This is a genomic window from Fodinibius sp. AD559, from assembly GCF_052712805.1.
The window spans coordinates 193902-207501 of the sequence record NZ_JBQPVW010000001.1 but is presented as its reverse complement, the minus strand read 5'-3'; the positions used below and the strand labels follow the sequence as shown (position 1 = coordinate 207501).

General features: G+C 45.3%; 11 protein-coding genes. 3 read left to right on the top strand and 8 right to left on the bottom strand.

Annotated elements, in window-relative coordinates; all coding sequences use genetic code 11:
- Positions 1–99: 99 nt before the first annotated feature.
- From hutI to ACQ4LT_RS00945, 5 genes are all read right to left on the bottom strand, one after another.
- Positions 100–1338 (bottom strand): imidazolonepropionase, encoded by a 1239-nt coding sequence (gene hutI / locus ACQ4LT_RS00965; protein ID WP_445664128.1) that lies wholly within the window; start codon positions 1336–1338, stop codon positions 100–102.
- A 171-nt stretch (positions 1339–1509) separates the two neighbouring features.
- A complete protein-coding gene (hutH, locus tag ACQ4LT_RS00960; protein WP_445664127.1) occupies positions 1510–3006 on the bottom strand; it encodes a histidine ammonia-lyase in 1497 nt (498 codons plus the stop codon).
- A 221-nt stretch (positions 3007–3227) separates the two neighbouring features.
- Positions 3228–3905, bottom strand: a complete 678-nt coding sequence (locus ACQ4LT_RS00955; RefSeq protein WP_445664126.1) for a type 1 glutamine amidotransferase domain-containing protein — start codon at positions 3903–3905, stop codon at positions 3228–3230.
- Between the two features lie 56 nt (positions 3906–3961).
- Positions 3962–4957: an NADP-dependent oxidoreductase gene (locus ACQ4LT_RS00950; RefSeq protein WP_445664125.1), complete on the bottom strand. Its 996-nt coding sequence runs from the start codon at positions 4955–4957 to the stop codon at positions 3962–3964.
- A gap of 53 nt (positions 4958–5010) precedes the next feature.
- The gene (locus ACQ4LT_RS00945; RefSeq protein ID WP_445664124.1) at positions 5011–5583 is read right to left on the bottom strand and encodes a TetR/AcrR family transcriptional regulator; all 573 of its coding nucleotides are present in this window, start codon (positions 5581–5583) and stop codon (positions 5011–5013) included.
- A 163-nt stretch (positions 5584–5746) separates the two neighbouring features.
- Between ACQ4LT_RS00945 and ACQ4LT_RS00940 the strand changes: the two genes are divergently transcribed.
- Entirely contained in the window at positions 5747–6409 is a 663-nt protein-coding gene (locus ACQ4LT_RS00940) for a class I SAM-dependent methyltransferase (RefSeq protein WP_445664543.1), read from the top strand.
- On the opposite strand, the gene ACQ4LT_RS00935 is transcribed toward ACQ4LT_RS00940, so the two are convergent.
- The 3 genes from ACQ4LT_RS00935 to hutU form a co-directional block, all read right to left on the bottom strand.
- Positions 6406–6879: a DUF456 domain-containing protein gene (locus tag ACQ4LT_RS00935; protein ID WP_445664123.1), complete on the bottom strand. Its 474-nt coding sequence runs from the start codon at positions 6877–6879 to the stop codon at positions 6406–6408. The two genes, ACQ4LT_RS00940 and ACQ4LT_RS00935, sit on opposite strands and share 4 nt — an antisense overlap.
- A 69-nt stretch (positions 6880–6948) precedes the next feature.
- Complete coding sequence (locus ACQ4LT_RS00930) at positions 6949–8256, bottom strand: amidohydrolase family protein (protein ID WP_445664122.1); 1308 nt, start codon at positions 8254–8256, stop codon at positions 6949–6951.
- Between the two features lie 108 nt (positions 8257–8364).
- Positions 8365–10035, bottom strand: a complete 1671-nt coding sequence (gene hutU, locus ACQ4LT_RS00925) for a urocanate hydratase (protein ID WP_445664121.1) — start codon at positions 10033–10035, stop codon at positions 8365–8367.
- Between the two features lie 207 nt (positions 10036–10242).
- Between hutU and ACQ4LT_RS00920 the strand changes: the two genes are divergently transcribed.
- Both ACQ4LT_RS00920 and mnmE read left to right on the top strand, forming a co-directional pair.
- Entirely contained in the window at positions 10243–11937 is a 1695-nt protein-coding gene (locus ACQ4LT_RS00920; RefSeq protein WP_445664120.1) for a peptide MFS transporter, read from the top strand.
- A gap of 102 nt (positions 11938–12039) precedes the next feature.
- Positions 12040–13449, top strand: a complete 1410-nt coding sequence (gene mnmE / locus ACQ4LT_RS00915) for a tRNA uridine-5-carboxymethylaminomethyl(34) synthesis GTPase MnmE (protein ID WP_445664119.1) — start codon at positions 12040–12042, stop codon at positions 13447–13449.
- The last annotated feature ends 151 nt before the right edge of the window (positions 13450–13600 follow it).

The following is a 13600-nucleotide window of genomic DNA, read 5'->3' as shown; positions in this document are numbered from 1 at the left end:
CTTTTAGCTAAGAATTATTTAACACTAACATTATTTTCATAACCTTCGAAATAGAATCGTTCCGTTTTTCCCTTTCCACATTATAATTTCGTTGCATTATCATCGATGAATTTGTTCAAACCCCTTAAGAAGTTTTCGTCCCTTTTTGAAACTTCCTAAGCACTGTGCTCCTTTATAATGATACATCCAGAAATTGGGATTGGGAGCATCAATAATAGCGAAATCAGCAGATTTTCCTTTTTCGATAGAACCCAGTTTTTCATCTCGGTTAATCGTCTTGGCTGCATAAATTGTGGCGCCCTTCAACGCTTCGGCGGGGCTTAATCGGCCTTGATTACAGGATAACATCATCGCCAGCGGCAGATCGAAACTGGGGGCTGAACCCGGATTAAAATCCGTAGCCACTGCTACTTCCACACCCCCATCAACCAACCTGCGGCAGTTGAGCGATTTTTCCTGTGTATACAAAGAAGCCAGCGGAAGCGTCACGCCCACCACACCAGCTTTTGCCATTGCCTTAATTCCTTCGTTCGAAATCTTTTCGAGATGATCCGCGCTGACCGCTCCCACCTCCGCCGCCAGTTCAGCCCCTCCGCAAGAGGTAAGCTGATCAGCGTGCACCTTGGGTATTAATCCTTCTCCCTTCGCTGCCAGCAAAATTCTGCGCGATTCCTCAATTGAAAAAGCCGACTCTTCAGCAAAAATATCACAAAATTCAGCCAACTTTTGCTCTGCAACGGCTGGAATCATCTCCTTAATCACCAGCTCAATATATCTCTCCCGGTTCTCTTTATATTCAGGCGGAATGGTATGTGCACCCAAAAAGGTGGGAACAATTTGCATCGGTTGATCTTCATCCAATCGCTGATACACTCGCAGCGTTTTCAGCTCATCCTCTACCGATAACCCATAGCCGCTCTTACACTCAACAGTGGTCACGCCCAGCTTAGCCATCTCTTTTAAAAATCCAGATGCCTTTTCATAAAGTTCATCTTCGCTGGCCCGCCGGGTCTCTTTTACCGTCGACAGAATTCCACCCCCCGATTTAGCAATTTCAAGATAGCTTTTGCCCTGCACCCGCATCGCGAACTCATCGGGACGCCAACCCCCAAATGCCAGATGCGTATGAGAATCTATGAGGCCCGGGATTACTATTTTTCCATCGGCATCAAATGCTTTTTCATTCTTATATTTCGAAGGCAAATCAGATTCCGATCCTACCCACGAAATAGTGTCATCCTCCCAGACAACTGCCGCATTTTTTATGGGATGGATCTCTCCCTGCCCACCTTTATCTCTGCAAGTCGCTAAAAACCCGATATTTTTAAGTATTGCCATAGATAATAAATCAATTAACGCTGAATTCCTTTTCTAACGAACACCCTACGATAATAATTAATCCTCTTAAGTTATTATCACTATCACTTACTGATTGTACAACGAGTCAAAAATCATGCAGTAGACAGACTGAATTGTAAGGACACGACGCGCCGTGTCCTTACTTATCATTTATACCAGTTTCGTAAGCTTTTTTTCCACTTCTTCGACCATATTCCGGTTCTGCAGCAGTTCTACCGCCTTGCTGATATCATCCTTAAAATAGTGATCCTCATCAGCGTGAGGAATGGCATCGCGAATAAATTTGTGTGCAATTTCTACGCCTTTGCCCGGCTTTAGCGGCTTGCGGAAGTCCAGTGCCTGGGCAGCAGTAAACAGCTCAATAGCCAGTACCTGCTCCACATTCTGATACACTTCCAGCAGTTTTAACGCACTGATACTTCCCATGCTCACGTGATCTTCCTGACCCAAGCTGGTGGGAATGGAGTCCACCGAAGAAGGATGACACAGCACTTTGTTTTCTGATACTAAGGAAGCCGAAGTGTACTGCGGAATCATAAATCCGGAGTTAATACCCGTTTCCTCCATCAGTAGTTCGGGCAAGCCATCATGGCCTTTCAGCAGCAAGTACGTTCGTCGCTCCGAAATACTTGCCAGCTCTGCCAATGCGATTTTAGCGTGATCAAGGGCTAACGCCAACGGCTGTCCGTGAAAATTACCGCCACTGATGATATCGCCATTCTCAAATACCAATGGATTATCGGTTACCGAATTGAGCTCCGTTTCTATCGCCTGACTGCTATATCGCAACCCATCACGACTGGCACCATGCACCTGCGGCACGCACCGCAAGCAATAGGGATCCTGCACTTTCCCACAATCACGGTGCGACTCCAAAATCTCACTTTCTACCAAAAGATTGCGTACATTTCGGGCTACTTGCTGCTGTCCCTCGTGTGGACGAATTTCGTGGATACGCTCATCAAACGGCTTAATGCTTCCCTGCAACGCCTCTAAACTCATCGCGGCAATTAGGTCGGCAGCTTTCAGCATACTTAGTGATTTTTCCAGTACGTACGCTCCATACGCCCCCATCTGCTGAGTACCATTGATTAGTGACAGTCCATCCTTAGGCTGCAAATTAATGGGCTCCAATTCATGTTCATTCAATACTTTTTCGGCTGGGATGGTATCGGTACCATCCTCATTCCAGAACAGCCCATAGCCCAACAGGGGAAGTGACATATGTGCCAGCGGCGCCAGATCACCTGATGCTCCTACACTTCCCTTTTCAGGCATGGCGGGAATTAGATCATGATCAGAAAAATAGATCAGCCGGTCGAAGGTCTTCTCAGATATCCCCGAATTACCCAATCCCAACGCGTGAATTTTGAGTTGTAACATCAGCCGAGAAATATCTTTGGGGATGAGTTCCCCTACTCCTACTGAATGCGACAAAACTAAATTGCGCTGCAGCTGCTTTAGCTCCTCCTTCCCCACCCTTTTATTAGCCAGTGCCCCAAAGCCGGTGTTAATGCCATACATCGGCTCGTCGAGATCAAGGGCATCTTCTACAACTTGCCGGGACTCTTTCACGGAAGAGGGGTCTTCTTTCAGACTTTCAATGCTATCTGCAAGGTCGGAGTACAACTGATCTAATTTTATCATCGAACTTCTAAACAGTTTGTTTTCGTTTTCCAGAAGATAGGAGAATAGCGACAGTTGCCCAACTTGTTATCATTCCATAAACAAAAAATCCTTCTATTAATACCCTTGTATTGAGAAAATCTAAAGCCAATCGATCAATCCGATATCTCACCCAGCATTTTAAAAAGGGATCAGCGCGTTTCCCGCCAATCCCTTTAATAATTAATTCTGAATTAGAACTACTATTTAAGATGGCTCAACATCTTTTGGGCAACTAATTCCGATGAAGCGGGATTCTGGCCAGTAATCAGGTTACCGTCTTCCACGGCATACGCCTCCCAAGAATCGGCCTTGCTATATTTACCGCCATTCTCAATAAGCATATCTTCTACTTTGAAAGGTACTACATCGGTAAGACCGACAGCTTCTTCCTCTTCGTTTGAAAAGCCGGTAACTTTTTTCCCATTCACTAAAGGCTCATCATCCGTTCCCTTAACCCCTTTCAAAGCCGCGGGTGCATGGCAAACAAAACCAACCGGTTTGTTTGACTTGTTGAACGATTCAATCAGGTTAATGGAATCCTCATCATCGGCCAGATCCCAAAGCGGTCCATGCCCGCCGGGATAAAATACGGCATCAAAATCCGCTTCATTGACGTCCGACAGCTTTTTTGTCTTCGCCAATTTTTGCTGGAGGTCTTCATCATCTTTAAACCGCTCGGTTGCTTCTGTTTGAGCATCCGGAGTATCACTGCTGGGATCGATAGGCGGTTGACCTCCTTTTGGAGATGCAAGTGTGATGTCCGCTCCTTCATCCTGAAAGGCGTAATAGGGACTGGCAAATTCTTCGATCCAGAAACCGGTTTTCTTTCCGGTATTTCCCAGTTCGTCGTGCGATGTTAATACAAAAAGGATGTTCATAATACTATATACTCTTTATTAATTAATGTTATTTACTGTTTATAACCACACCTTATTTAAACTTTTACAAGCATCTTTCCTTTATTCTTACCATCAAAAAGGTCCAGGAAGGTCTGTGGAATGTTATCAAAACCTTCCACAATGGTTTCGGAATATTCCAGCTTGCCTTCCCCCAACCATTGAGCCAGCTGTTTGACGGCCTCCCGAAACTTCTCTTCATAGTTTCCTACAATGAATCCCTTCATTAATGCGCTCTTTTTAATCAACATTGGCTCTACACGTGGACCCGTTGGAACCGAAGTGGCATTGTAATGCGCAATAGCGCCACAGTTAATAATGCGTCCAAATCGGTTTATATGTTGATGTACACCGTCCGAAATTTCTCCGGCTACGTTATCGAAATAAATATCTACTCCATCGGGACAAACCTCTGCAATGGCAGCGCCCATATCATCGGTAGTTTTGTAATTGATGCCGTCATCAAAGCCGAACTTCGACTTTAACAACTCTACCTTTTCATCAGATCCTGCAATGCCTATAACCCTACAGCCTTGTATTTTACCAATCTGTCCAACAACACTTCCTACAGCTCCCGCTGCTCCGGAAACTACCAGCGTTTCACCCTCCTCGGACTTGCCAATTTCTGTCAATCCTATATAAGCAGTAAGCCCGGTCATACCCAGAATGCCAAGATAAGCTGAAAGTGGTGCCACCTCCGGATCAACTTTCCTCAATTCTTCTCCATCAGATACCTGGTACTCTTTCCAATCCAGCCGTCCCGATACATAATCTCCTTCTATAAGGTCCTCCTTCTCGGATTCAACGACCTTGGCCACAATACCACCCTCAATAGGTTCCCCCAACTCAAAGGGAGCAACATAGGATTCTGCATCACTCATACGTCCCCGCATATAGGGATCTACCGATACGTATTTTGTCTCGAGCAGCACTTCTCCATCATCGGGAATTGGCTTTTCTTCAGTTTCAAAATTAAAATCTGAAATCTCTGGTCTTCCTTCCGGTCGATTTGCTAAGGTAATTACAGTATTCATAATATTTTTCTGATCTTATTCAATGTTATACACTTTGTGATATCAATTTCTTTTTAGACTTTGATAGCATTCCAAGCCATCTCAAATGCTTCTTGTCGCAACTCTTTGGATAAATGATGTTCGTCACGCTCTTCAACAGCTACAAAAAAAGAAAGCGGGTACACCGTATTGGCATATAGCAGGTAGGGCGAAACCTGACGAATCATCCCCTGTTGCTGTCCACGCTTCCAGAGATCAAGCAACGGTTGCAGGTGCTTTAAGGCTTTCTCCCTGACCTCCTCTGAAATAATAGGGGAGTTATCACAGCGAGAAAGAACATTGGCTTCCATTCGGTTGTTCATCTTATATTCAACCATGTTGTGCCAAACATGCTTGAAGCCCTCTTTCACAGGCATATCTTTAGAATAATCCTGAAAAGCCGCATCCGTAAACGCCGCCTTAGTCTCCAGATATAAACTATCAACAAGATCCTGCTTGTTATCGAAATAGAGATAAATGGTACCGGCCGATACGTCCGCCAGCTGAGCAATCTCCGACATAGGCGCATTATGAAATCCGTGATTACTCACCAATCTGAGCGTAGCTTCCAACAAGGCCGTTCGCTTGTTACTTTCCTTCCCTGCCATAACTTCTGTATGCTCTTATTAAGGATTATTTGGTTTTCTTGCCATTATACAACCTTCAACAATAATGAATGAACGTTCATTCATTAAAATTATTTTTTTTGATCCCTTATCTTTTTGTTTCAACTTTGAGTCAATTAATTTAAGTCACTTTTTCTTGTTAAATATGAATGTGCCTTCCTGCATTTTGTGCAGCAACCAAGACGTTCAGCTGTTTTATAAAGATACCTCCGAACACTATTCTTCGGATTATTTTCAGTGTCAAAGCTGCCGATTAATATTTGCACCATCCAAAGATCGTCCCGACCGCAACGAGGAATTTGCCCGTTATGAAACCCACGAAAACGATCCCGAGGACGAAGGTTACCGCAATTTTTTAAGTCAGCTTTTTGATCCGCTAAACAAGCGATTGGAAACCGAATCTATGGGGCTCGATTTCGGATCAGGTCCGGGACCAACGCTCAGCCTGATGTTTGAAGAAGCAGGGCACACGATGCGCATTTACGATTCTTTTTATGATGATGACCCTTCGGTCTTAGAAGAAACCTACGATTTCATCACGGCTACCGAAGTGGTGGAGCACCTCTTTCATCCCGGAAAAGAATTAGAACGACTGTGGAACTGCCTGCGTCCCGGTGGATATCTGGGCATCATGACCAAGATCGCCGAAGATGATAAGGACTTCTTCGCCGACTGGCATTACCGGCTGGACCTAACCCACGTTACTTTTTATACCGAAGATACTTTTCGTTGGCTTGCCGATCATTGGAATGCTCACCTCTCTTTTCCTGCTGACCGAGTCATTATCTTCCAGAAGCCAAATCGTTAAAACACATTTACTACAAAATAATATCCCATTACTCCGCTGGCAATAACTTTCATCAGCGTATTTACCAATAACCCGGCAAAAGAGCCGACCGCCGACTTCAGTGCCCGATCCGAGGTTTTTCCGCCTACGATTTCACCTACAAAAGCACCGGCAAGCGGACCGACAATCATCCCAATGGGTGGGAAGAAAAATATCCCAATAAGCATACCCACGATACTACCCGAGATACCGTAAGCTGATCCGCCAAACTTTTTGGTTCCGTACGCGGGGATTACATTATCCAAAACCATTATTGTGGCTACAATTAGTGCCCAAACAATTAAGAATGTCGCTGAAAATGGTTGCGTGGCCAGTTGTAAAATCAGTAATCCGCAATAAGTTACCGGGGTTCCCGGAACTACGGGCAGAAATGAGCCGATAAATCCGGCAACAATAAAAAGAGCAGCAAAGATGATCAGAATCGTTTCCATGGCATTTATTTACTAAAACGTTAGATGCTACAAAACGAAATTTGGGCTCAATTGTTACAAGCATACCTCCTAATATGATAAGCCTACCTGTTCTCCCTCAACAATAACCGCATGAATATCTTCTGTGTTTTCGATGTCATCGAGTGGATTGCTGTTAAGCAAAAGTAGATCGGCCATATAGTTTTTTTGGACTTTGCCATAATCATCAGAAACTCCGAAAAATTCAGGGCCATTAATTATAGAAGTTTGTAGAGCTTCCAAGGGGGTTAGTCCCGCGGCCACTAATTCCTGCAACTCTTTGTGAAGAGACTTTCCGGGATACACAAACGAGTTATAAGGCCCACTGTCAGATCCCGCCAAAATATTAACACCGGCATTATGCATTTCGGGAATCATCTCCAGAAATAGTTTTCTTAAATTGTGGCGCCGTTGTGTTGCTTCTTCACTCCTACTTTTAGCAGCCTGCAATCGCCCTTGATAAGTTTCCTGTATCCCTTCCCCTATATAGTTCAAATATTTATCTTCGCTGTGATCCTCTTCATTAAGATCTGCCAGCACTTTTCCGATATGTAACGTAGGCACTATTGCAGTACCGGATTTAGCCATTTGCTCATACGTTTTCTGTGCCGTTTGTTCATCATATGTTTCAATGACTTCCGTCAGAGCAGCCCAAAAACTATACTCACCCTGACGAACGGCCTCAGTTATCTTTTCTTCTTGGGATGAAGAGCCCTTGAGCACATAATACATGTGTTCCGTAGCATCAAGTCCCGCTTCCACGGCTTCATTAAAATCAACGGTAAACGGCATGTGTCCGGTAACCTTCAGGCCCCGTTTCTCAGCTTCTTTGACGGCTGCCAGGTAAACATCCGCAGGAATCGAACTATCATATAGTTTCACATAGTCAACATTTAACGACTCCAACGAATCAAAAGCAGCAGGTATCTGATCCACGGAACTTAATTCAATTGAACCTGCCCAGGAAGGATCAGGGCCATCAAGCTTGGGACCGGAGGTGAAAATTTTAGGTCCCAGAAGTTCACCCTTTTCAATTTGTTGCTTCCACTCTAAAATAGCTGGAGTAATATCTCCCCCGGCATCCCGGACAGTCGTTACCCCATTGGCAATAAAGAGATCAAGCAAATCTTTATTTTCGGCAACCAATGTATCTCCGCCCCGAAAATGCACGTGCATATCCCACAATCCCGGAATCACATATTTTCCGGATCCATCGATTCTATTCTCCGCATTGATTTCAACTTCGCTATTATGAATTTCAGCAATTTTTCCATCCCGAATTTCGATCGTCTGGCCCTCGGCTATTTCACCTGTTTCTACATCAACAATATTTGTATCGGCAATTATTACATCAGCCATATTTTGGGAAGTACACGAAATTGTAAAAAATAATACGCTTAGAAGGATCGCTATTCTGTAAATCATTCTTAAAACCATAAAATTTATATGAGTTAAAACTCTTGTATATCAATCTATCATCGGCAGATCCACGCGGCGTTCTTTAGCTGTTTTAATAGCCTCATCGTAGCCAGCATCAGCATGACGCATAACGCCACTGCCCGGATCGTTAGTAAGCACCCTTTCGAGGCGCTCATCGGCCGATTCCGTACCATCGGCTACACAGACCATTCCTGCGTGAATGGAGTATCCAATTCCTACGCCTCCACCGTGATGCAGCGACACCCAACTCGCTCCACTTGCAGTATTTAACATAGCATTCAACAGCGGCCAGTCGGCAATAGCATCCGAGCCGTCTTTCATGCCTTCTGTTTCGCGATTCGGTGAAGCAACCGAGCCAGCATCCAAGTGATCACGTCCAATAACAAGCGGAGCATCCACTTTGCCCTTTTTAACGAGCCAGTTGAACTTAGCACCCATCTCGGCGCGTTCACCGTATTCCAGCCAACAAATACGCGAAGGTAATCCCTGGAAATGCACCTGGTCCTGTGCCTTGTGAATCCACCGGTTCAATGATTCTTTCTCGGGAAAGGTATCCAGCACCGCTTGATCAGTGGTGTAAATATCTTCTGGATTGCCAGACAGCGCAGCCCAGCGAAACGGACCCGATCCTTTACAAAACAGCGGGCGAACAAAAGCGGGTACAAATCCCGGGAAGTTAAAGGCCTCCTCCATACCACGATGATCAGCCACTTGTCCCCGCAAATTATTACCGTAATCAAAAGTAATGGCCCCTTTTTCCTGCATTTTCAGCATGGTCTCCACATGAGTAACCATCGAATCGAGCACGGCATCTTGGTACATCTCGGGATTCAGCTCCCGCTCTTCGGCCGCTTCCTCGATCGACATGCCAGCGGGAATGTATCCAACCTGCAGGTCGTGAGCTGCAGTCTGATCCGTCAACACATCAGGTATCACATCTTTCTCCAACATTTTGGGGAGCACTTCTGCTACATTTCCAAGTAATCCAATCGAGAGCGCTTCGCCTTTTTCTTTTGCGTCCAATGCTTTTTCGAGTGCCTCATCCAGATTCGTGCATTTTATATCACAATACCCGGTTTCGATACGCCGGTCGATATGGCTTTCATCTACTTCGATGGCAATACAAGCCGCGCCGTTCATCGTGGCCGCCAACGGCTGCGCACCGCCCATGCCGCCGAGCCCAGCCGTAACTAACAGCTGACCTTCCAGCGTACCGTCAAACTTCTGGCGGGCACACTCCGCAAAGGTTTCATATGTGCCCTGCAAAATACCCTGGGTGCCAATATAAATCCACGAACCAGCGGTCATCTGCCCATACATGGTAAGCCCCATTTTATCGAGGCGGCGAAATTCATCCCAATTGGCCCAGTTTGGCACTAAGTGTGAATTGGCGATAAGTACACGCGGGGCCTCTTCGTGTGTCTGAAATACGCCAACCGGTTTTCCGCTTTGTACTAAAAGCGTTTCGTCATTCTCAAGTCGTTTCAGCGTTTCAACAATTTTGTGATAGCACTCCCAGTTACGCGCCGCTTTACCGCTTCCACCATAAACGATCAATTCGTCTGGTTTCTCAGCTACATCCGGATCAAGGTTATTCATCAGCATTCGTAGGGCGGCTTCTTGGTGCCACCCCTTACACTGCAAGTCGGTTCCGGTTGGTGCCTTAATATTTTTTTCAACGCCTCTTTCTGTACTCATCACCACTGTTTTTACTTCGGATTTTTGGGCAATGTAATAAATTTAATGGGTATTGCGTACCATTTAAACCAGCTAAAACACTTCAATATCTTTTGTTATATAGTACACACACTTTAAAGTTGCTTCACTTTGTCGGTTTAATTATCATGCACGGCGTAAATCAAATGTATTATTGGGAATTGCAATTCTAAATAAATACCAGTTTCAATGGCAAACGAACAATCAGGGACGGTAGACGCCGCCCAGCAAAATGACTTTTTTGGTCATCCGCGGGGGCTATCAACACTTTTCTTTACTGAGCTTTGGGAACGTTTCAGTTACTATGGGATGCGCGCACTGCTCGTTCTATACATGACAGCTGAAACCATGAGTAGTAATCCCGGCCTGGGATTCAGCGTCGGTAAAGCTACCGCTATATATGGCCTTTATACTTTTTTCGTCTACGTACTTTCACTACCGGGTGGATGGGTCGCCGATAAGCTTTGGGGACAAAGAAAAGCGGTTTTTGTAGGTGGTTGTATCATTGCTGCCGGTCACTTTAGCATGGCTGTTCCATGGATTGAATTTTTCTACCTTGGCTTGGCGCTTATCGTCATCGGTACCGGACTTTTAAAACCAAACGTAAGTTCGATGGTTGGCGACTTGTACCCCGAAGGCGGTGCCCGTCGCGATGCCGGCTTCTCTATTTTTTACATGGGAATTAACTTCGGTGCCATTTTAGGTCCTTTACTTTGCGGTGTTTTGGGTGAAGGCTACAACTGGCACTGGGGGTTCTCCCTGGCCGGATTCGGAATGGTGCTTGGACTTATCTCTTACAAATACGGATATAAATTTCTGGGTAACGCCGGAAATCTAAAAACCGGTGAAAGCCAAGAAGTGCTCAATGCACGGAGCCGAAGGTTCTACACCATTTTATCAGTAGTAGCAGGTGCAATTGTGGTCTTTGGATTTCTGATGAGCTCCGGAGTTATCAATATTACCCTGCAAACCTTGGCTGAATATCTTGGCGGTGCGGCTGTTGCAATTACCATTACCTTTTTTGCCTACATTATTTTCTTTGGCGGGCACAACAGGGAAGAACAGAAGAAACTGGGTGTCATTTTCTGGCTGTTTTTTTTAGCCGCCCTCTTTTGGAGCGGATTTGAACAGGCTGGTTCCTCCCTTAACCTATTTGCAAAAGATCTTACCGATCGTGCTATCGGAGACGTTGCCTGGCTTGGAACTACCACTGCTGGACTCATTACTTTGCTGATAGCTATTCCCGTCTTCTATGTGGTTTACCGCGTATACAAACGTGATGACTTATGGGACTTTGCAAAAGGCGTCGTTGCTGTTTCTTCGGTTGGCGTTCTCATCTTCCTGTGGTGGCTCATACAGCGCATTGGCATCGGATGGGAAACCCCTGCCAGTACGCTGCAGCTTATTAATCCATTTTTCATTGTTGTATTTGCACCCATTTTTGGGTTTATGTGGACGTGGTTGGCGGCTCGTAATGCCAATCCATCTATTCCCGTTAAATTTGGTTTGGGATTATTTGGTCTCGCGGCCGGATTCTTTGTTCTCTCCTGGGGTGCTGCCAATGCAACCGAAGCAAATCCGGTAAGCCCTGCCTGGCTCGTTGTTACCTATTTTTTACATACAGCCGGTGAACTCTGTTTGTCCCCCGTTGGACTTTCATCGATGACAAAGCTGGCACCGAAATCACGCGTCAGCCAAATGATGGGTATCTGGTTTGTGGCTGCTGCCGTTGGAAATCTGTTTGCAGGCCTTATGGCTGGTCAACTTGAAGTTCTTTCTGAGGCAAGCCTCTTTTGGTGGGTAGCCATGATTGTAGGCGGTGGCGGAGTCATTGCCTTAATTGCAAGTCCATTCGTACAAAAGCTAATGGGCGATGTAGAATAATCTTTCTAAAAATATAAAATATTAACCCTGCCAGAGTCTCAACCTCTGACAGGGTTTTTTATTTGAATGATATAAGGCACAAAACCCCTTATATTTATCTCTATGACAAAAGAAGAAGCCACTCCCAAGACAAAACAGCAAAAAATAAATCAGAAAGAACCCATTGCTGCCATTGCTACGCCTGTAGGTGAAGGGGGTATTGCTGTCATTCGCGTATCGGGTAAAAATGCTGTCGGTAAAGTTAACGAAGCATTTCGTGGCAAAGACCTCACCAAACAGGATTCTCATACCGTCCACTTTGGTAATATTGTGGATCAGGACGACAACGTAGTAGATGAAGTGTTAACTACACTGTTTCACTCTCCAAAATCGTATACCGGTGAAGAAACTGTGGAGATTTCCTGTCACGGCGGTGTACTTGTCACCCAGGCCGTATTAGAAACTATGCTCGATCTTGGCATCCGCTCTGCCGAACCCGGCGAATTCACCCAGCGTGCTTTTCTAAATGGCAAGATGGAGCTCAGTCAGGCCGAGGCAGTTGCTGATCTTATCCATGCCAAAAGCCAAAAGGCAATGGATGCAGCCCATCAACAGCTCGAAGGTCAGCTTGGCAAACACATCAAGCAATTTCGGCAGCAGATTATCGACGCTACTGCCATGGTGGAACTCGAGCTCGACTTCGTAGAAGAAGACGTAGAGTTTGCCGACAAAGAAGAGCTGGAGCGACTCCTGAAAGAACTCGATGAAGAAATTGATAAACTACTGGCCACTTACGAAACAGGACGACTGGTAAAACACGGCGTCAAAACAGTATTTATCGGACTGCCTAACGCAGGAAAATCCACTCTGTTGAATACTCTCGTCGGAAAAGATCGAGCTATTGTTACGGATATTGCCGGCACTACCCGCGATACTATTGATGTGGACTGGAGCTATGACGGGCTTCGGTTTAAGCTCACCGATACCGCCGGCCTTCGCGACACTGAGGACGTAATTGAGGCCGAGGGCGTTAAACGATCACAGGAAGCCTTCGAAAAAGCCGACCTGGCGGTTTACCTAAAAGATCTGTCAAAAGAACTAACGCAAGAAGAGCGCGAAGATATTGCTAAATTTCAAAAGGCTGCTGGTGAAACCCCCTTCGTGCTTATCGGCACCAAAAATGATATCGCCTTGGATATTGAGGACGAGCGAATGGACTACGATCTGAAAATATCGGCGCTCGAGGGCGAAAAAATCGACGAGCTCAAAAAACTAATGAAACAACGGGCACTCGAAAATAAAGAGTATGACTCGTCAAGCCTGTTGGTCACTTCCAGCCGACACCGAGATGCCCTACAAAATGCCCAAAAAAATGTCCGCAGTGCCCTACAAGCTCTCGATCAAGGCATGACCGGCGATTTTCTCTCAATTGATTTACGGTCGGCTCTCAAAGATCTCGGAACTATCACCGGTGAAATTACCACCGAAGATATTTTAGACTCCATTTTTTCACGGTTTTGTATCGGAAAGTGAAGCTACTTTCTCTTAGTTGCCTGAAATCTTTATATCCATTCACTTAGGTAATAACAGCGTACTATATTTTCAATTCTTTGTTGTTATATTGTTATTAGAATTAAATTGTGACAATGTGAACGTTAATCTCAGAGAGAAAATACCTTTTCTA

Coding starts and splice junctions, on each gene's coding strand:
- hutI (WP_445664128.1), bottom strand. CDS start 1,338: ATGGCAATACTTAAAAATATCGGGTTTTTAGCGACTTGCAGAGATAAA.
- hutH (WP_445664127.1), bottom strand. CDS start 3,006: ATGATAAAATTAGATCAGTTGTACTCCGACCTTGCAGATAGCATTGAA.
- ACQ4LT_RS00955 (WP_445664126.1), bottom strand. CDS start 3,905: ATGAACATCCTTTTTGTATTAACATCGCACGACGAACTGGGAAATACC.
- ACQ4LT_RS00950 (WP_445664125.1), bottom strand. CDS start 4,957: ATGAATACTGTAATTACCTTAGCAAATCGACCGGAAGGAAGACCAGAG.
- ACQ4LT_RS00945 (WP_445664124.1), bottom strand. CDS start 5,583: ATGGCAGGGAAGGAAAGTAACAAGCGAACGGCCTTGTTGGAAGCTACG.
- ACQ4LT_RS00940 (WP_445664543.1), top strand. CDS start 5,747: ATGAATGTGCCTTCCTGCATTTTGTGCAGCAACCAAGACGTTCAGCTG.
- ACQ4LT_RS00935 (WP_445664123.1), bottom strand. CDS start 6,879: ATGGAAACGATTCTGATCATCTTTGCTGCTCTTTTTATTGTTGCCGGA.
- ACQ4LT_RS00930 (WP_445664122.1), bottom strand. CDS start 8,256: ATGGCTGATGTAATAATTGCCGATACAAATATTGTTGATGTAGAAACA.
- hutU (WP_445664121.1), bottom strand. CDS start 10,035: ATGAGTACAGAAAGAGGCGTTGAAAAAAATATTAAGGCACCAACCGGA.
- ACQ4LT_RS00920 (WP_445664120.1), top strand. CDS start 10,243: ATGGCAAACGAACAATCAGGGACGGTAGACGCCGCCCAGCAAAATGAC.
- mnmE (WP_445664119.1), top strand. CDS start 12,040: ATGACAAAAGAAGAAGCCACTCCCAAGACAAAACAGCAAAAAATAAAT.